Consider the following 18,463-nt stretch of genomic DNA (forward strand, 5'->3'; position numbering starts at 1 on the left):
CGCTGCCTTCAGTCCTGCAGGAACGCCAGCACCTGCTCCGCGGCCATCTGCGGATCTTCCTGCATGAAGCAGTGCCCACCCGCCACCTGCTGCGCACTCACCTGGGCATTGAGCCCCGCCAGGCGCTGTACCGAATGTGGCACGAACGGATAGGTCTGCTCGCCGTACAGAATCCGCGTCGGTGTCTGGATACTGCCCAGCTGCTGCCACATGCGCTCGGGGAACGAACTGAAGATCTCCACCTCGCGGCTGGGCCGGCACTTGAGCACCACGCCTTCGCCGCAATCGCCGATGGCGTGCTCCACATAGGCCTGCAAGGCGGCGTCGGTCCAGCCCTTGAAGATCCCCCGCCCTTGCAGCGAGGCCTGCGCCGCCTCGCGGTCGGGCCAGTGGCTGCGGCGGGTGGCGGCCTTGCGCGCCAAGGCGTGACGACGGTGCAGGCCGACCATGGCGGCGGCGCCCATTACCCCGATCATGCGCCGGCTGAACAGCACCGGATCCAGCAGCACGGCGCGCTGGAACAATTGCGGCTCGCTGGCCAGGATCAGGCCGGTGAGCACACCGCCGAAACTGTGGCCAAGGGCGTAACGCGGAACATCGCCATATTCGCCGCGCCCGGCCTCGAATGCCTCCACCGCCAGCGCCGCGCTGCGGTTCCAACCGCAAAAGGCGCCGCCGTGGTCACTGTCGCCATGGCCTTGCACATCGCTCAGCCACAGGTCGAAGTGTTCGCCCAGGCGCATGAGCATCGGTTGGTAGACCAGGCTGCAGAAGCCGTTGCCATGCAGGAAATGCAGCAGCGGCTTGCCGCTGGCGGGGGTTCGCCATCCGCGCAGGGTAAAGCCTTCTGCGCATTCATGGGACCAGGGGATCAACTCCATCGACGGCACTCATCGGCTCTAGGAAAACGCCGATTCTACAAACAGCAGCGGATACAGTGAAATCACCAGCAGCACGGCCATCAGGACATTGAACAGCACCACCGCGCGCGGATTGCGCAGCAGGTTGCGCAAGGCGCTGCCGAACATCACCCAGATGCCGACGCTGGGCAGGTTCACCAAGGCGAACACGGTGGCGATGACGATCACGTTGAACACGTAGCCCTGGGCCGGCGTATAGGTGGTGATCGCCCCGATCGCCATCACCCAGGCCTTCGGGTTGACCCACTGGAACGCCGCGGCGCCCCAGAACCCGAGCGGCTTGCGGCTGCCGGCGGCATCGCCGGACATCGGTCCGGAGGTGGCGATCTTCCAGGCCAGGTACAGCAGGTACGCCGCGCCCGCGTAGCGCAGGATGCTGTACAGCGGCGGCCAGGCCTTGAACACCTCGCCCAGCCCGAGGCCCACCGCCAGTACCATCACCATGAAGCCGACACTGATGCCCAGGGCGTGGGGAATGGTGCGGCGCACGCCGAAGTTGACCCCCGAGGCCAGCAGCATGGTGTTGTTCGGACCGGGGGTGATGGAAGAAACGAAGGCGAACAGGACGAACGTACTGAGCAGATCGAGCGAGGCAAGCATGGCGGCGGTTTCCGGCTTTTCTGATTATCGAAAGGCCACAGTAGCGGAGGGTTGGATGGAATGACCGGTACAGTTAGGTGAAATTGAGCAGATACACCTTTCTGTTTCATCCGCATGCATGCCTGCTGGCCGCCATGGATATACCAGCGCGGTAGATCTTGCGCCAGACACCTGGCGATCTTCCCTCCTCTTCCCTGACACTACAGGCCGCCTACGCACCTTATCAATTACAAGGAAGCCCCACCATGCCAGTGACCATCCGCCCCGCAGTTCGCAGCGACGCCGCCCAGATCCTGGCCTTCATCACCGAACTGGCCGACTACGAGCGCGCCCGCCACGAAGTGGTGGCGACCCTCGCCGACATCGAGCACAGCCTGTTCGACGCGAGCAGCACGGTGCGCAGCCTGGTCTGCGAGCGCGACGGCCAGGCCATCGGTTTCGCCGTCTACTTCTACAGCTACTCCACCTGGCTGGGGCGCAACGGCATCTACCTCGAGGACCTCTACGTCACGCCACAGCAGCGTGGCGACGGTGCCGGGCGTACGCTGCTGCGGCACATCGCCCACGAGGCGGTGGAGAATGGCTGCGGTCGCCTGGAATGGAGCGTGCTGGACTGGAACGAGCCAGCCATCGGTTTCTACCGTTCGCTGGGCGCCGAACCGCAGGACGAGTGGATCCGCTACCGCCTCGACGGCGAGCGCCTGCGTCAGTTCGCCGAAGGCTGAGGCGCCTCGCCCCAGAACGACGCCTGCGCCAAAACCGGCACCTCGACGCGGCTGCGCTGACCGCCGCGCTCGATCACCAGGCCGCGGCCTTCGATGGCCACCAGGCGCACGCCGCGGGCCAGTTCCTCGCCGCTGCGCACGGCACGCGCCGGGCCACCGTCGATGCTGACGATGGCCACCGCGCCCTGGCTACCGGCCATCACCCCGCTGACCTGGATCTGCACCTGCAACGGCAGGTCGGCAAACCAACGCCCGGCTGGCGTTTCGCTCGACGCCAGGGCCTCGGCGGGTTGCAGCGGGGTTACGTCCAGCGAGGGTTGCAACAAGAGGCTGGCCCATGTCGCCAGGCCGGCGATGAGGGCCAACACCCCCAGCCCCTGCAACAGCAGGCCGCGGGACAGGTTGGGACGGGCAATACGCATGGTCACGCGCTCCTTGTGTGCCTGTGCCCAGCATACCGGCAGATTCTCACGGTTTTGTTTCACACGGCGATCATCTTGCTCGGGCAAGCTGCCTGGCAGGACAAGGAGCGCCCCGTGAACGGACAACGTGGTTTCACCCTGATCGAACTGATGGTGGTGCTGGTGATCGTCGGTATCGCCAGCGCCGCCATCAGCCTGAACATCCGCCCCGACCCGGGCAAGCACTTGCGCGCCGACGCCGAGCGCCTGGCGCGCCTGCTGGAACTGGCGCAGAGCGAGGCCCAGGCCGATGGCCAGCCGCTGCGCTGGCAACGCGACCGCGACGGCTACCGCTTCGTCCGCGCCGATGGCCAGGTACTCGCCGAGGGCCCACTCAAGCCGCGCCGCTGGCAGGCCGAGGCGGTCAAGGTACAAAGCGAGCCCCGTGGCGCGGTGTGGCTCGATGGCGAATGGATCGGCACGCCGCTGACCCTGCGCCTGAGTAGCGGCGCGCTGCGGATGGAACTGGCGCGCAACGCCGCCGGCCTGGTCCGGGTAAGCCAGCCATGAACCGGCAGGCGGGTTTCACCCTGATCGAAGTGATGATCGCCATCCTGCTGATGGCGGTGGTCAGCCTGATCGCCTGGCGTGGGCTGGACAGCGTCAGCCGCGCCGACCGGCATGTGCGTGAGGCCAGCGAAGACCAACAGGCGATCCTGCGGGTGTTCCAGCAGCTGGAGCGCGACGTGGCCCTGCGCGCCACCGTCGAACTGGTCGAACCACCCCTGCCCGGCCGCGAACCGTCGGGCAAGCCGTTGCTGCCCGCCGTACGCGCCCGTGCCGATCGTCTCGAGCTGGTGCGCACCGGCGCCGTCTCCGGCAGCGGCCTGCAACGGGTGCGTTGGTACGTGCGTGGAGGCACCCTGTACCGCGCCGCCGCGCCGCTGCGCGAGCGCTTTCCGCTACCCGCGCCCAAGGCCGCGGTGGCGGTGCTGGACAACGTCAGCGCCTTCGACCTGCGCAGCTGGCAGGCCAAAGGCGGCTGGCGCTCACCAGCCAGCGAGGCCGACGACAACCCCACCGGCCTCGAGGTACGCCTGACCCGGCGCGGCCCCCAGGGCGAGGAGCGTTACCGCCAGGTGCTGGGCCCGTTCAACTGACCAGCACCACGCCGCCCGGCAGCTCCAGGCAGCGTGCGCCATAGGCGACGCGGATCAGTTCGGCGGCTTGGCGCAGCTGGTCGAAACTGAACCGTGCCTGCACCCGCCGGCGGCCCAGCGTGGGGTTGAGCAGCACCAGGCGTCCCGGGCGGTAGCGGTTGATCTCGTCGATCACCCGGGCCAACGGCGCGTCGCGGAACACCAGCATGCGCTCACGCCAGGCCATCACCTGGCCCGGGTCGAACGACTCCGGCATCCCGATACCTTGCGCGCCATAGCGCAGTTGGCGCCCCGCCGGGAGCACCTCGACCCGGCCCTGGACGGCTACGCGCAACTCACCGCCCAGACAGGTGACGCAGACCCCCTTATCGTCCTCGCGCACGTTGAACCGGGCCTGCTCGGTGCTGATCACCCCATCCTGCGCTCGCACCTGCAAGGGCTGGCCGGCCAGCACCTCGATCTCGCCGGCGAGCAGGGCGATCCCCTCGGGCTCGCGGCTGACCCGGGTGCGCACGTTCAGCTCAAGCTCGATCCCGGGCGCCAGTTCCACCCGTTGCTGCTCGCCTACCTCGGTGGCAAACGCTGGTGATGGCGCCAGGGCCTGCTCGAGCAGGCCGCCACGCCAGACCATTAGCGCCACCGACGCTGCCAAAGCGCCGCCCAGCAACGCCCGGCGACCGAGCAACGGCGCGCCCAGCCTGGCCTGCCGCGCCGCAGGGCCGAGCAGGTGCCAAAGCTGGCGTGCCTGGGCAAACGCCTCGGCATGCGCCGGGCTGCGCGCGCACCACTGGCGCAGGGCCCGGGCATCGGCCTGGGTGGCCTGACCGGACGTCAGCCGCAGCAGCCAGTCCTGGGCCTGGCGCTGCAAGTCGGAATCGGGCGGAATCTGGGACATGGGGCTCACATGAAGAGGTCGACTATCGTTCAAGACGGTTTTCCCGCGCCGGGACCGAACCGCTGAAACACTTTTCTGTCCAGGCGCATCGCGCAATGCCCCAGCGCCGCCTTGAGTTCCTTCTCCACCGTGCGCGTGGAGATGCCGAAGCGCTGGGAGATTTCCAGGTGCGAGGCCTCCTCCAGGCGGGCGGCGATGAAGATCCGCCGACGCCGGGCCGGCAGCTCGTAAAGGGCGCCCAACAGGTTCTGGATCTCGCGCTGGCCGCCGACGATGCGCGCCGGGTCCTGGTCCTCGGCCACCTGCAGCAGCGCTTCGATCTCGGCGCCGGTGAGCAGCCGGGCGTCGGCCTCGCGGCGGTCGGCGGCGACGTTCAGGGCCATGCGGTACAGGTAGGCACCTGGGCGCTGCAGGTCGTGCGTCGCATCCATGCGGTCCACCCGCAGGTAGGTTTCCTGCAGCACGTCGTTGGCCAGGTCGTCAGAACCGAGCCGACGCCTCAGGCGTACCCTGAAGGCGTCGTAGGAGGTCAGAAACAGCTTGACCAGCGCACTGTCCCGAGGTTTGTTCATGCCGCCGCAGCTCCTTGCGAAAGTGGGCAATCCATAGGTTCCGGGCGCAGCAGCAGGGTCAGCGGCTGCGCCAGGGATGTCGGCGGCGCCTGTTCCAGACGCACCGTACGCAGGCGCTCGACCAGCGCGGCGTCGCGGGCGAAATCGCCGGTGCTGGCCAGCAGACGGCTCTGCACCAGCTGGCCACTGCCGTCGATCCACACCTGCAAGGCCGCCCGGTAAGCGCCCGGCCGAGTCAGCGGCAAGGCGCACAGGGCGTGCTCGACCGCGTGCTGCAACGCCAGCGCATAACTGCCCGATGACGGGCCGCCGTTGCGCCCACGCTCGGCCGCTGCGCGCAGCCGCAGCGGTTGCAGGGTGAAGCCGCCGCCACTGTAGTGCGCCTGCAAGCCGGTGCCCTGCAACAGTCGCTGCAGGCCTTCACGTGCCGGGTAACGGCCCAGGACCTGGCTGGAGCGCTGGCCGGTGAGCAACGCCTGGTCGACCAGCACCGCCAGGCCGCTCTGCCGACCGAAGCTGTCCAGCGCCCGGTCCAGCGCCTGGGCCGGGATATCCAGGGTCAGCAATGGCTGGCCACGCAGCCCGGGGGCCGTCACCAACCAGGCCAGCATCAGCGCGCCGACCACGAGCAATGCACGCACAGCTGTCCGGGCCTCCTTGCTGGCCGCCGTCGCCGGGGAAACGTCATCCTGGGGCCTGTGTATGACGCTGTGGTGACAGGCTGCGGCAACCAAAGCTTCACCCCGATTGCGACCTGCGGGAGCTAGACTGCGCCGAGGAACGACTGCCCGGAGAACCGCCATGGCCCGCCTGACCCTGACCGCCCTGCCCCTGCTGCTGGCCTGCGGCCTGCCGGCGCTCGCCGAACCGTCCAAGGACGGCCAGGGCTGTATCGACGTGCAGGTTGGCCAGGCACGGGCGCTGGCTTATGACTGCCTGACCCAGCAGTTGCAAGGCAGTGATCCGCGTGCGGCCAAGGGGCTGCGCGAACAGCTGGATCCGGCGCGGCAGATGCAGCGCAGGGCGCCAAACCAGATGGGGCTGGCGACGCCGGCAGCGACCTCGACGCGCATGGGTAACAGCTTTGGCAGTTCGGTGGTGCCGCAGCGGCCATGAACAGTACCCCAGTGCGCTACTACCCCTCCCTGCGCAACAGATAGGTATCCATGATCCACCCCTTGCGCCGCCGCGCCTCCTCGCGCAGTTGCACGATCCGCGCCTTCACCGCCAGCAACGGCCCGCTGACCAGCAACTCGTCCGACGTGCCCAGGTAGGCGCCCCAATAGATCACCAGTTGCGGGTCGTCCAAGGCAGCAAAGGCGCACTGGCCGTCGAGCATCACCAGCACATTGTCGATCCGCGCCTGTTCGCCCAGGCGTCGGCCCGGCAGCACGGTCAGCGGCTCGCCGATGCGGTTGAGGGGGATCTGGTGGCGGGCGGCCAGGGCCTGGATGCTGCTGATTCCGGGGATCACCTGCAAGGCCAACGCTAAGCCTCGTTGGCGCACCAGGTCGAGAATGCGCAGGGTGCTGTCGTACAGCCCGGGCTCGCCCCAGAGCAGGAAGGCGCCGACGTCGTCGGCCCCCAGTTCGTCCTCGATCAGGCGGGCGTACAACGCGGCGCGCTGGACGTGCCAGTCCTGCACCGCGCCGACATAGTCCGGCGCCTGGCCGTCCCGGCGCGGGTCCTCGACCTGCACCAGGCGGTAGCCGCCCTCGGGCCGGTAGCGCTCGAGGATGGCCCGGCGCAGGCGCACCAGTTCATCCTTGTCGCTGCCCTTGTCGAGGACGAAGAACACCGTGGCGCGGCACAGTGCCTCCACCGCCTCATAGGTGACCTGGCGCGGATCGCCCGGTCCGATGCCGATCAGAAGAAGCTGTTTCATCGCCTGCCCTGCCTGGTTGCCAGTGGTCATTGTCGACCGACCACCGGCCCTTTGGCAAAGCGGCTCAGAAGATCGAGAAGTTGTAGCTGACGATGACCCGGGTCTCGTCCATGTCACGCGCCCACTTCTCGTAGTTGCTGCGGTAGGTGGAGTTGCGCAGGCGCACGCTGACATCCTTGAAGGTGCCGGACTGCACCTGGTACTTCAGCTCGCTGTCGCGTTCCCATTCCTTACCCTCGGCATTGCTGCCCGGGACCTTGACGTTGTCGCCGTTGATGTAGCGGGTGAAGAAGGTCAGGCCGGGCACGCCCAGGGCCTTGAAGTCGTAGTCGTAGCGCACCTGCCAGGAACGTTCCTGGGCGGCGGCGAAGTCGTTGACCTGGGCGTAGTTGACCAGGTACGGGTTGGTACCGTCGAGGTACGGCATGGCGCTGTCGCCGTACATGCGCTGCCAGCCAGCGCTGAGTTTGTGGCCACCGAGGCTGTAACCGAGCATGCCGCTGAAGGCCCGGTGGTCGATTTGCCCGGCGCGGGCGTTGCCGATATCGTCGCTCTTGATCAGCCGCAGGTCGGCCGACAGCGTGCCGACCTCCAGGGGCTGGCTGGCGACCAGGCCGAGGAAGTGCTGGCGGTAGATGTTTTCGAGCTTGGAGACCTGGTACTGGACGCTGACCCGCTCGTTGACGCGGTAGTCGACACCGGCCAGGTCGAAGTGGTCGGCCTCGATGTCGCAGGCGTAGCGCTTGTTCTTGCAATGCACGCGGATGTCCTGGCGGTCGGTGGAATCCCGCGCGGTGTACTGGTTCAGGCGCGCCAGGGTGAACTTGAGGTCGCGCACTTCCTCGGAGGTCAGCCAGGCACCGTGGAACATGGTCGGCAGCAGGCGGCCGTCGTTGTACTTGAGCAGCGGCACATCCGGCATCATCGACCCGTACTTGAGCACGGTGTTGGACACTTTCACCTTGCCGGCGACGCCCATCTTGGCGTACTGGTCGGCGGAGTGGCGCGGGTCGTGGCCGGAAGACGGCAACAGGCCGCTGTTGCTGTCGGCGGGGCTGGAGTCAAGTTTGAAACCGACCATGCCCAAGGCATCCACACCAAAGCCGACCGGCCCCTGGGTATAACCGGACTGGACATTGAGGATAAAGCCCTGCGCCCACTCTTCGCGTTTCGACGCGCCCTGTTTGGAACTGCTGTGGCCGTCACGAAAGTCCCGGTTGAAATAGACATTGCGTGCTTCGACCTTGGCACTGCTGTCTTCAAGAAAACCGGCAGCCTGGGCGTTGACACCGGCACACAGGAAGAACAGGCCGGCAACTCGGCGCCCGGGGGCGAGGGGGAAAGGGGCAAACATGCGAGGGAACATCCAAAAGAAAGGCGAAAAACCATCCGGGCAGTCATCTGCACCGGCACTACGCGATGAGCGAATACATTTCGACCATCATCCATAATTTTGCGCCAAGGGCTCTAGCCTGCGCCATGGGACCATGGTCTAAAGCCTCTGGCCGGGTCGATTCGAATAACGCGTGAAAAACCTGCAAAGTTCCCGACTAATTGATTGAAAGTTTGCTGTTTACCCACTCGCAAGCGACTACTACACTCTCGCTTAGCGAACAGCTTTACCCATCCACGTGGCCGGCGTTCAGTCTGGTTTCATGTTCGTCACGTCCCGCCACGACAGACTTACAGGAGTGATGACAGTGTCCAGACTTGCAGAGTTTCGTGCTGCCGAAAAAGCGCTCAAGGAACAGATGGCACAACTGGAAGCGCTGAAAAAGGATGCCGGCCTTAAACGCGAAATCGAATTCGAGCAGAAACTAGTCGGCCTGATGAAAAGCTATGACAAGAACCTGCGCGACATCATCGCCATCCTCGATCCTAAGGCCGTGAGCCGCGCCCCTGCGCAGGTCAAGCAGCAGCGTCGACCACGGGTGGTGAAGGTGTACCAGAACCCGCATACCGGCGAGCGGATCGAAACCAAGGGTGGCAACCACCGTGGGCTGAAAGCCTGGAAGGAACAGTACGGTGCGCAGACGGTGGAAAGTTGGGTGCGCTGATGAAACCTCGACACCCGCTTCACACTTTTTTCACATGCGCAGGCCCAGTATCGAACCAGCTAAAGGACTAGCGACCCCATCACGCGCCCGCACATGCGGGCCTCTAATTCCGGCGCCCCGCACTCGTGCGGGGCGCTTTCATTTGCGCTGACGACGTACTTCCGTATCATGGTCCGCCTGTTTTAGGCCCTGATTCAGGAGTACCCATGAGCCTGCACGATCTGCAAACCCTGCCCGGCGTCACCGCCCAGCCAGACACCGCCACCGCCCAATTCGTGTTCAACCACACCATGCTGCGGGTAAAGGACATCGAGAAGTCCCTGGACTTCTACACCCGCGTCCTTGGCTTCCGCCTGGTGGACAAGCGCGACTTCCCCGAGGCGGCCTTCAGCCTGTACTTCCTGGCCCTGGTCGACCCGGCGCAGATCCCGGCCGACGACGCCGAGCGCCACCAGTGGATGAAGTCGATCCCCGGCGTGCTCGAGCTGACGCACAACCACGGCACCGAGAACGACCCTGAATTCGCCTACCACAATGGCAACACCGACCCGCGTGGTTTCGGTCACATCTGCATTTCGGTACCAGACGTACGTGTTGCCTGCGCCCGCTTCGAGTCGCTGGATGTGCCGTTCCAGAAACGCCTGCAGGATGGCCGCATGAATCACCTGGCCTTCGTCAAGGATCCGGACGGCTACTGGGTCGAGATCATCCAGCCGACCCCGCTCAAGGACTGACCTTCACCGGTCGCGCTCGTCGGGCCGGGAACTCCCGGCCCCTCGCTGTGGTATCTAGAAGGAACGCCTGTTCCCAGCCACAGCGAGGTAAGGACGATGCAAACCCTTCACTGTGAATACCGCGAGCACACCATCACCGCCAGTGTGATGCCCCACCCCGACTCGCCCCTGCCCTATGCGGCCGGTTGCGTGATCACCGATCCCGCAGGCCACAGCAGTCGGCGAATCTCGATACCGATGAAGTTCTTTGCCGACCTGGACAATGCCCAGCATGTGTCCCTGGCCCATGGCCGGGCGCTGGTTGACCAGCAGCTGGACCAGGCCGACCGGCGAGTGTTCTGAGTTAGGGCCACCCGCGCCCCTTTGAACCGCGTTGCGTCACGTCAGTGGCACCTGATCTGACTGGCGCTGCAACCCTACCGGCAAGTACCGGGTGGCCTCCCTGCTCCCAAGAGGCCACCCGGTTCATTCACTGCGCCGGCGCCGTGGCCGGCGGCGGTTCGTTGGTCACCCGCAGGATCCCCCACAACCCCGAGGCATTGCCATAGGCGGCATAGTCGCGGAACAGATAATCCCCCGGCACCGCATTGGCGCCCCCGGCGCTGGGCAGCATGAAGCTGAAGTGCGCCGCCGGCAGCACGCTCTCCTGCGCACCCACGTACATCGCCATCGGGTTGTAGCCGTAGCGCACCGAGCCGATGCCCGGCAGGCCCATGGGGTAGCCGTGCACATCGCTCTTCTCGGCCTGGTAGTTGTGCAGCGGCCACAGGTGCCCGTCGAGCTGGTAGGTGATGCCGCGGCTGCCGCCGCTGGGCATCAGCACATGGCTGCGCGCAGGCTGGCCCGGCCTGGCCCAGAGCACCGGGGTCTGCGGGTCGCCGCCAACCAGGGCGTTGCTGTAGGCCATGTGGGCGTTCGGCACATCGGCGAAGCCGAAGCCGTCGGCATGGCCGAACGGCGCGTCCGGCGCCAGGCCGAAGCGCAGCCACAGTGGCTCGGTCTTGTAGTTCATGGCCATGTTGCCGTTGTCCTTCGGATCACCGGGCACGCCGTTGCCTTCGGTGGCAATGCCCTCCACCGGACGGCCATCGGCCCAGCGCATGTTCAGCGAGCGCTGCCACACGGTGACGAAGTCGCGGTAGTCGGGCTGGCCGCTGACCTTCACCGTGGCCTGGGCGCGGCTGGCGTTGTCCTCGGTCCAGGTCGCGCTCTGCGCCAATACACTCATGGCGCCCACCAGGCCCTTTTGCGGCTGCTTGATGACATCCGCCGGGGTCAGGTTGAGGCCGCCGAACTCGATGGCCGTGGTGTTGATATTGTCCACCGTGCGGCCCAGCTGCAGTACCGGCTTGCCTTCGCGCTCCAGGTGCCCGGCGTAGTACTGGTACACCCGGCTCGGGTAGGCGCCGCTGCTGCCATTGCGCGGCGGCACGGTCTGCACCGGGTTGAGGCCGACGTTGACGCCGTCCGACTTGGTGATGTCGTAGGCCAGCAGCTGCGCATGCAGGCCGACATGGCTGGACGGGCGCATCAGGTTGTTGTTGAACGCCGTGGAGCCCTCGCCGCCGGCCCGGTCGCGCTTGACCACGTTCTGCATCACCGCGCTGCTGGGCAGGTCCGGCATCATCAGCGGCAAGCGGTTCTCCAGGGTGATGCTGATGCAGTCGCCGGCATTGGCGCGCAGCACCAGGGGCTCGACCGGCACGCCGGCCTTGAGCTTGCCGGTGCTGGTGTCGAGATCGGCCTTGCGCACGTAGAGCACCGCAGTCGGGTCGTGCAATGGCGAGCTGTGGCCACCGACGGTGAAGGTCGCGCCGTCCTCCTCGTCGGTGACCGTGGCCATCGGGATATCGACCTTGCGGCTGTTGAACACCAGGGTGCCGCCATTGGCCTTGAGCGCACCGCCGACGTGCTGGCCAATACCGGCCGGGTCGCTGATGCTGACCCCATGACGGTTCTCGAGGATGTCGTTGGCCAGGGCCGCGACGATCTCGTAACTGCGCTTGACCGTCGGCCGGGTGCCGATGCCATTGGCGTTGGCCGTGGTTTTCGGGCAGATGCCGTCGAAGTTGACGGTGTTGCGCATGGCCACCGGCTGCGGGTTGTTCGGCAGGGCGAACAGGTCGGCGCGCTGGGCGGTGTAGTTGCGCATGATGCCCCAGATGCCGTTCCAGTAGCCTTCCAGCGCGGCGTCCAGCGAGTACAGGTAGTCGCCATTGGTGGCGGCGGAGCTGGAGATCATCGACACCGGCGCCATGAACCCGAGCTGCTCGGAAATGCCCACCATCTGCGACGACTTCCATCCTGAGTTGGAGCTGTTGCCGAAGCCCGAGCCGTTCTGCAGCCACTTCACACCGTGCAGGGTGACGTTGTGCTCCTCTTCGTGGCCACCAGCGTGCATGCGCAGGCGCACGTTGTCACCGGAATAGGTGCGCAGCAACGGGGTGAACGGGTCGCCCGGCTCGCTGCCCTTGTTGACGTGGGGCGGGAACAGCGTGGTGCCTCCGGTGGGGCCGGTGGCCTGGGTGATCGCCGAAGGCGCCAGGTTCATCGCCGGGATGGCGCGGTCGGTGCGGCTCTGCATGGCATAGGCCAGGTCGCCGCCCAGGCCGTCGGCTTGCATGCCGCGCTTGCCGTCCGGGCCGACCTTGTTCGGGTCGAACACGCGCAGGGCCAGCGGCTCGTTGCGGTAGTTGACGACGAACATGCCTGGGTCATCCACCGAGATCGCCTGCGGGCACGGCCGGGTCGGACAGCCTGGGCTCAGCCCGCCACGCGACTCGACTACCGACTCGAGCAGTGTCGAGGCTTTCTGCCGCACGGGCGGGTTGATCGCGTAGCGGAAGCTGTCGGCGGTGGCCGGGTAAGCCTGGCCATCCGGTATGCCGTTGGGGCCGGCGCCCACATACACACCGGCCTCGTAGGCATGCTGGAAGTCGCTGTACTCGAGGAAGAACTCGCGGTAGCTGTCGTTCTTGCCGTCGCCGTCGTGGTCGCCGGTCTGGATCACCGCCTGCCACGAGGTCGGGCCGCCGTCCTGGCGGGTGGCCGGGTTGTACAACTGCTCGCCGGTCTCGGCGTGGTACCAGGTGGAACCGGCGGGCTCGGCCAGCACGGTCGCGTACAGCCCCAGTTGCTGGTGGGTCGATGGGCCAAGGTGGTCATGGGTGAAGATGGTGCCCAGGCCACGGTCGACGTTGTGCACGTTCACCAGCGGGTCGGCGAACCAGCGTTGCATGGCGCTGCGCGCACCGAGCCAGTCGGCCCGGCCGAAGCGCCCGAAGTACGGGTGCTGTTTGGCTTTCGGGCACGCGGCGGTGCCGTCGCGGGCGTCGCCCTCGGTGCAGTTATTGAAGCTGCGGATGGCATGCACGCGCTCGACCACGCTGCCGGGCGAGAGGATGCCGTCCTCGTAGTTCCAGCCGTTGGCCGAGCCGTCGGCGGCGGTCAGGTCCCACTTGGGTAGGTGGATGTGCTGGCCGATCACGTCAGTCGGTGTGCGCACCTGGTAGTCATCCATCTCGTAGAACGACGGAATCAGGTTGGTGTGCACGTACTGGGTGCAGTCGAAGGTGTTCATGCGCATCACCAGCGGCTCCGGCGGGCGCTGCTTGGTGATCACCGGCCAGGCATCCTCCCACAGGGCGAGGATGCGCGCCTGCGGGAAGTGGTAGCCAACCTTGTTGTACACCGCGTCGAACTGGATGTTGGCCGCCTTGTAGATGCGCGGGCGGTCGGCGGTGAAGGTGGACGAACCGCGGAAACTCATGCCGCTGAGGTTCTCACCGCTGAAGAACTCGCCGACACCCGAGGACTGGGTCAGGCGCTTGCCCCGGTCATCCATGCACGGCTCGTAGAACGGCGCCCCTGCCGTGGGCAGGGCGCCGTTGGTGCGGAAGGCCTTGGCAACCGGCGCGCTGCCGGGGATCAGGGCGAAGCTCGGGTGCTCGACCTTGGCGTGGAACTGCATCGCGGCCTGTTCGACTTCGGTGCCCTCCTCGGGCAGGTAGATCGGCTTGGCCTTGTGCACTACCTTGGAAAAGTCCAGCTTGGTGGTGGTGGTCACCGCCTCGCCGCCGGCCGATACGCCGTCCAGCGCATGGCGACCGAGGCCGCCGTCCCAACCGTCGACCTGGTTGGGGTCGAGGTTGGCCCACAGCGCCTTGCCGCTGTCCTTGAGCTGGCGGGCCAGGGCCGGGTCGAGCATGTCCAGCGGCGGGGTCGGCGGACGCTGGCCGACGCTGCTTTCCATGCCGCCGATCCAGAACGGGTAGCCGGGGTTCTTCAGGCTGCCGTCGGCGTTGCGGTTGGCCTCGCTGCGGTCGACCAGGGCCAGAGAACCGACAGCACGCGGGGTGGCTGGCGCGTCCGGATGGTCGTCGCCCTCCTCCTCTTCGTCATCATCTTCTTCATGCCCGGCGACCAGGGTCTCGGACAGTTTGGGCACCACGGTGACCTTGCCCGGCATCGGCGCCATGGCCTTGCCCGGCAGCGGCACGATGGCCGGAATCGGCGTGCCGGCGATGATCTCGCCGTCCGGCAGCGCCCGGGCGCCCTGGGCCGGCTTGCCATTGCGCAGGGCGAACGGCGTACTGTGGAAGCCGTTCGCGCCCTCGCCGCTGACCTCCAATCGGGTGCCTGGCTCGAACACGTCGTGCACCCGCCACATGGCCCACATGCCCTGGGCGAAGTGCGGATAGAAGTGGCAATGGTAGATGGCATCGCCCGCCACCCGGTTACGGTTGCCCGAGCCACCGTTGGCGATCTCGTAGGTGTAGCCCACCCCCGGGCCGATGCCCTGGGCGTCGATATAGTCGGAGTTGTCGTCGTTGGGGTTGAACAGCCACTGGTGCCCGTGCAGGTGGAAAATGTGCTGCTCGTGGCCGTTGTGGGTGTTGCGGAACTTGGTGAAGTCGCCGATGTAGCTGTGGTGCACGTTGGCAGGCTCGGCCGGGTACAGGGCCATGGTCGCCTTGACCCCGGTAGCGCTGGCCGGCGGCGTCTGGCCAGGGCGGATGTTCTCCAGCCCGACGTTGGCCGGGATATCCACCAGGGTGCCGATATCGCCCACAGTGTGGGCGCTGAGGAAGAACTCCTCGTAGGCGCACGACAGGCAGTCATGCATCGGCCCCACGCCGAGGCGGTTGGCCACCACCTCGGCGCCCATGCCGCCGGAGCCGTAGTTGATCATGAACGAGTCGCGGGTCGGCTCGAGTACATGGCCCATGACCGGGTCGGCCCAATAGGCTGGGAAGGCCTGGGTGGCGGCCACCTCGTCGGCGAACTGCGAGGCGAAGTCGCGGAAGGCTTCCAACCGGTTGGGCAGCGCCGGATTGCGCTTGCCGACGCTTTCCAGCGGGTAGGTGCTGGCCGGGAAACTGCCGTCAGGGTTGGGGCCCATGACGATGGCGTCGGTCTCGCTGCTGAGGATCTCGTTGCCGTCGAGCATGGCGATGATCGGCTTGCCGGCCTTGCCCTCGGTGATCCACGGCTCGGCGTTGGGGTAGCGGGCCTGATAGTCGATCACCGGCTGGCCGGTGGCCGTGCGCCCGGTGGTGGCCAGGCGCATCTCTTCCTCCGTCAGGGTGTTGCGGTAGGTGCGCCCGGCCTTGGGCACCACCACCACCTGGCCGAACAGGCCGTTGGCGACGTTGCCGGCGCCGCCCTGGCCGCCAAAGGTGGCGCCCTGGCTGGTGACGGCGAACGCCCCTTCGCGCTCGGCGTACAGGGTATAGCTGCGGGTGCCGCCCGGGGCGACCAGGAAGTTGCCGTTGCGCCCGGTGTTGGCGGCGATGTCGCCGATGCTGTTGACGGCCTGCAGGCCGTTGACCTGGAAGCCGACATGACGGTCGGTGACCTGCTCGTCGGCAACGAAGTGTTCGTCGCCTTCGTTTTCGACCTCGGCGCCCTCTTGTTCCTCGCCTTCGACTTCGGTTTCGTCGTGGTCGATGCCATGCTTGTTGGGGTTGGCCTGGTAGGCCAGCAGGTTGCTCAGGTTGACCGTCAGGCAGTCACCGGCGGCCACCCGCAGCACGATCGGCCGCGGGCGCTTGTCCGGGCGCAGGGTGACCTTGCCCGGTACCGCGGCGCCGCCCTTGCTCAAGGGCACCTGGTGCTCGTCCACCACGTCCTGGCGCAAGGCGTACATCATGCCGTTGGCGTTCTGCGCGCCGAGACGGTTGAACATCAGTGGCTGATCCAGTGCCACCACGTTGGCTACCAGCGTGCGCTGGCACTGCACCGCGGCCTCGCTGGAAACCTGCCAGCCGAGCAGGGCCAGCAGGAAGGTGGACAGGACCGGGCCTTTGCGAGGGGTCGACATGGGGCACCTCCGGGGACACAGGGATACTGCGGGGAGGTGAGCAAGGCTTGTGCCATTAATTTAATCTTTATAAATCAGTATTTTATGAAATTTAGAAAGAATGAGCTGGGCGCGTTCACCCTTTATTGGGGACCTTTCCGGGGGGCTGCGTGGGAGCGGGCTTGCCCCGCGATCACCGGCGAAGCCGGTGCCATCCACCACGTCGCTGGGCAAGTCGCATCGGCGCACCTCCCACGCTATCGAATCAATAGTATTTAGTGATTGAACACACGCGCAAAGGTGCAGTAAGCTCGGCCTCAATCACTGGAGAGCAACATGTCGAAACAAGCCTGCAACCACGCCAACCACACCGGTCGCTCCGCGCACCGCGTGCTGGCCGTTGCCGGTCGTAACGCCGTTGCCAGCTTTTATTTTGGGTATTGGTTTAGCCACTAGGCGCCGATGACCCATCCGGCGCCCACCTTCGAGGGGCCGCCGAACATGAGAATACTCAAACCCCCGGTCGGCTCCCCGACCGGGGGTTTTGCTTTTCCGGACCTACGAAACATACCGTTTACCTTGAGGACAGCGACATGAACTACACCACCTATTACCGCACCTTCGCATGGCGATTTAGCCAGTTCCGTTCGGGCCAGCCTGCCGCCTCCGTTCGGTCGATTTCCGGTGGCAATGCCGCACAGACACCCCATTTGACGATCAGTCGAACACCTCGATAGGGCCGACGACGCGGGCCAGAACCCGCCGTCCGCCCAGGGAAAAAACGCCATGCAAGCCTCGAACCTCGCCCTGCCCCTGACCCAGCCGCACGCGGCCAATACCACCGTCAGCCAGCGCCTGCCCAGCCCGCACCTGCTCAAGCAGCAGATGCCGCTGTCCAGCGAACTCACCCAGCAAGTCCACGCTCACCGCCAGGCGATCCGCGCCATCCTCGAAGGCCGCGACGAACGTCTGCTGGTGGTGGTCGGCCCCTGCTCGATCCATGACCCGCGCTCGGCCCTCGAATACGCCGACCGCCTGGCCGCGCTCAGCCGCGAAGTCGACGACAAGCTGCTGCTGGTGATGCGCGCCTACGTGGAAAAACCACGCACCACCGTGGGCTGGAAAGGCCTGGCCTACGATCCGCACCTCGATGGCAGCGACGACATGCACGCCGGCATCGCCCTGTCTCGCGGCCTGATGCTGGGCATGCTCGAGCGCGGCCTGCCAATCGCCACCGAGCTGCTGCAGCCGATGGCCGCCGGCTACTTCGACGACCTGCTGGGCTGGGCCGCCATCGGCGCGCGCACCACCGAGTCGCAGATCCACCGCGAGATGGTCAGCGGCCTGGAGCTGCCGGTCGGCTTCAAGAACGGCACCGACGGCGGTATCGGCATCGCCTGCGACGCCATGCGCAGCGCCGCCCACCCGCACCGCCACTTCGGCATGGACGCCCAGGGCCACCCGGCGATCATCGAGACCCTGGGCAACCCCGACACCCACCTGGTGCTGCGCGGCGGGCACATGGGCCCGAACTACGACGCCCAGAGCGTCGCCCTGGCCCGCCAGGGACTGGCCAAGGCAGGTCTGGCGCCACGGATCATGGTCGACTGCAGCCACGCCAACAGCGGCAAGGACCCGGCTCGCCAGCCGGCGGTGTTCGAGGATGTGCTGGCTCAACGACTGGCCGGCGACCATTCGCTGGTCGGGGTGATGCTCGAAGGTCACCTGTTCGATGGTTGCCAGGCCCTGGGCAAGGGTGCGCTGAAGTACGGCGTGTCGATCACCGACGGCTGCCTGGGCTGGGAGACGACCGAGGCCCTGCTGCGCGACGCCGCCGCACGCCTGTAAGCCTGCATGGCAAGCCTTGCGAGACACGGCACGAACAAGTGCGCTAGGCTTGCCTTTTCGACCTCCAAGGAGCAGTACCCATGGCCCGAGCCACCGCCCGTCACATCCTGGTTTCCAGCGAAGAGAAGTGCAACGAACTCAAAGCACAGATCGAAGCTGGCGCCGACTTCGCCGAAGTCGCCAAGGCCAACTCCACCTGCCCGTCCAGCCGCCAGGGCGGCGACCTCGGCTCGTTCGGCCCGGGCCAGATGGTTCGCGAGTTCGACACCGTGGTCTTCAGCGCGCCGCTGAATGTCGTCCAGGGTCCGGTGAAGACCCAGTTCGGCTATCACCTGCTGGAAGTGACCAGCCGTCAGGACTAAGTC

At 66.5% G+C, this 18,463-nt stretch carries 18 protein-coding genes; 9 read left to right on the forward strand and 9 right to left on the reverse strand.

All coding sequences use genetic code 11. The annotated features are described in order from the left end of the window. Positions 1-8: 8 nt before the first annotated feature. Together HU735_RS10150 and HU735_RS10155 are read right to left on the reverse strand one after the other, a co-directional pair. Positions 9-881 (reverse strand): alpha/beta hydrolase, encoded by an 873-nt coding sequence (locus HU735_RS10150; protein ID WP_186713372.1) that lies wholly within the window; start codon positions 879-881, stop codon positions 9-11. A gap of 18 nt (positions 882-899) precedes the next feature. Beyond that, on the reverse strand, positions 900-1,520 hold the full coding sequence (locus HU735_RS10155; RefSeq protein ID WP_186713373.1) for a LysE family translocator: 621 nt from the start codon (positions 1,518-1,520) through the stop codon (positions 900-902). A 245-nt stretch (positions 1,521-1,765) separates the two neighbouring features. Here HU735_RS10155 and HU735_RS10160 point away from each other — a divergent pair, with 245 nt between their 5' ends. After that, positions 1,766-2,245 (forward strand): GNAT family N-acetyltransferase, encoded by a 480-nt coding sequence (locus HU735_RS10160; RefSeq protein WP_186713374.1) that lies wholly within the window; start codon positions 1,766-1,768, stop codon positions 2,243-2,245. Here the strand turns inward: HU735_RS10160 and HU735_RS10165 are convergent. Then, a complete protein-coding gene (locus HU735_RS10165) occupies positions 2,227-2,667 on the reverse strand; it encodes a general secretion pathway protein GspC (protein WP_186713375.1) in 441 nt (146 codons plus the stop codon). The two genes, HU735_RS10160 and HU735_RS10165, sit on opposite strands and share 19 nt — an antisense overlap. 114 nt (positions 2,668-2,781) lie before the next feature. On the opposite strand from HU735_RS10165, the gene gspH reads away from it, so the two are divergent. Together gspH and HU735_RS10175 are read left to right on the forward strand one after the other, a co-directional pair. Further along, on the forward strand, positions 2,782-3,216 hold the full coding sequence (gene gspH / locus HU735_RS10170) for a type II secretion system minor pseudopilin GspH (RefSeq protein WP_186713376.1): 435 nt from the start codon (positions 2,782-2,784) through the stop codon (positions 3,214-3,216). Beyond that, the gene (locus HU735_RS10175; protein WP_186713377.1) at positions 3,213-3,806 is read left to right on the forward strand and encodes a type II secretion system protein GspJ; all 594 of its coding nucleotides are present in this window, start codon (positions 3,213-3,215) and stop codon (positions 3,804-3,806) included. Before gspH ends, HU735_RS10175 begins: the two co-directional genes overlap by 4 nt. On the opposite strand, the gene HU735_RS10180 is transcribed toward HU735_RS10175, so the two are convergent. The 3 genes from HU735_RS10180 to HU735_RS10190 are packed head-to-tail and all read right to left on the reverse strand — an operon-like array spanning position 3,799 to position 5,914. Beyond that, positions 3,799-4,701, reverse strand: coding sequence for a DUF4880 domain-containing protein (locus tag HU735_RS10180; RefSeq protein ID WP_186713378.1), 903 nt, complete (start codon positions 4,699-4,701; stop codon positions 3,799-3,801). The genes HU735_RS10175 and HU735_RS10180 overlap by 8 nt on opposite strands. A 29-nt stretch (positions 4,702-4,730) precedes the next feature. Beyond that, positions 4,731-5,273, reverse strand: coding sequence for an RNA polymerase sigma factor (locus HU735_RS10185; RefSeq protein WP_028692228.1), 543 nt, complete (start codon positions 5,271-5,273; stop codon positions 4,731-4,733). Further along, positions 5,270-5,914: an STN domain-containing protein gene (locus HU735_RS10190; RefSeq protein WP_346655357.1), complete on the reverse strand. Its 645-nt coding sequence runs from the start codon at positions 5,912-5,914 to the stop codon at positions 5,270-5,272. Before HU735_RS10190 ends, HU735_RS10185 begins: the two co-directional genes overlap by 4 nt. Before the next feature lie 160 nt (positions 5,915-6,074). Here HU735_RS10190 and HU735_RS10195 point away from each other — a divergent pair, with 160 nt between their 5' ends. After that, positions 6,075-6,389 (forward strand): hypothetical protein, encoded by a 315-nt coding sequence (locus HU735_RS10195; protein WP_186713379.1) that lies wholly within the window; start codon positions 6,075-6,077, stop codon positions 6,387-6,389. A gap of 19 nt (positions 6,390-6,408) precedes the next feature. Here HU735_RS10195 and cobF read toward each other — a convergent pair whose 3' ends face one another. Continuing rightward, positions 6,409-7,158: a precorrin-6A synthase (deacetylating) gene (gene cobF / locus HU735_RS10200; protein ID WP_186713380.1), complete on the reverse strand. Its 750-nt coding sequence runs from the start codon at positions 7,156-7,158 to the stop codon at positions 6,409-6,411. A gap of 64 nt (positions 7,159-7,222) precedes the next feature. Further along, positions 7,223-8,512 (reverse strand): OprD family porin, encoded by a 1,290-nt coding sequence (locus tag HU735_RS10205; RefSeq protein WP_186713381.1) that lies wholly within the window; start codon positions 8,510-8,512, stop codon positions 7,223-7,225. Between the two features lie 346 nt (positions 8,513-8,858). Between HU735_RS10205 and HU735_RS10210 the strand changes: the two genes are divergently transcribed. The 3 genes from HU735_RS10210 (at position 8,859) to HU735_RS10220 (ending at position 10,291) form a co-directional block, all read left to right on the forward strand. Beyond that, positions 8,859-9,215, forward strand: a complete 357-nt coding sequence (locus tag HU735_RS10210) for a histone-like nucleoid-structuring protein, MvaT/MvaU family (protein WP_186713382.1) — start codon at positions 8,859-8,861, stop codon at positions 9,213-9,215. Between the two features lie 206 nt (positions 9,216-9,421). Next, positions 9,422-9,949, forward strand: coding sequence for a lactoylglutathione lyase (gene gloA, locus HU735_RS10215; RefSeq protein ID WP_186713383.1), 528 nt, complete (start codon positions 9,422-9,424; stop codon positions 9,947-9,949). 96 nt (positions 9,950-10,045) lie between these two features. Beyond that, complete coding sequence (locus HU735_RS10220) at positions 10,046-10,291, forward strand: hypothetical protein (RefSeq protein WP_186713384.1); 246 nt, start codon at positions 10,046-10,048, stop codon at positions 10,289-10,291. Between the two features lie 127 nt (positions 10,292-10,418). On the opposite strand, the gene mnxG is transcribed toward HU735_RS10220, so the two are convergent. Next, the gene (gene mnxG, locus HU735_RS10225) at positions 10,419-16,271 is read right to left on the reverse strand and encodes a manganese-oxidizing multicopper oxidase MnxG (protein WP_186713385.1); all 5,853 of its coding nucleotides are present in this window, start codon (positions 16,269-16,271) and stop codon (positions 10,419-10,421) included. Positions 16,272-17,036: 765 nt separating this feature from the next. Here mnxG and HU735_RS10230 point away from each other — a divergent pair. Then, positions 17,037-18,098, forward strand: a complete 1,062-nt coding sequence (locus HU735_RS10230; RefSeq protein WP_186713386.1) for a 3-deoxy-7-phosphoheptulonate synthase — start codon at positions 17,037-17,039, stop codon at positions 18,096-18,098. Positions 18,099-18,178: 80 nt separating this feature from the next. Then, positions 18,179-18,460, forward strand: a complete 282-nt coding sequence (locus tag HU735_RS10235) for a peptidylprolyl isomerase (RefSeq protein ID WP_023380733.1) — start codon at positions 18,179-18,181, stop codon at positions 18,458-18,460. The last annotated feature ends 3 nt before the right edge of the window (positions 18,461-18,463 follow it).

This window comes from Pseudomonas sp. BW16M2, assembly GCF_014268865.1.
GTDB lineage: Bacteria > Pseudomonadota > Gammaproteobacteria > Pseudomonadales > Pseudomonadaceae > Aquipseudomonas > Aquipseudomonas peradeniyensis.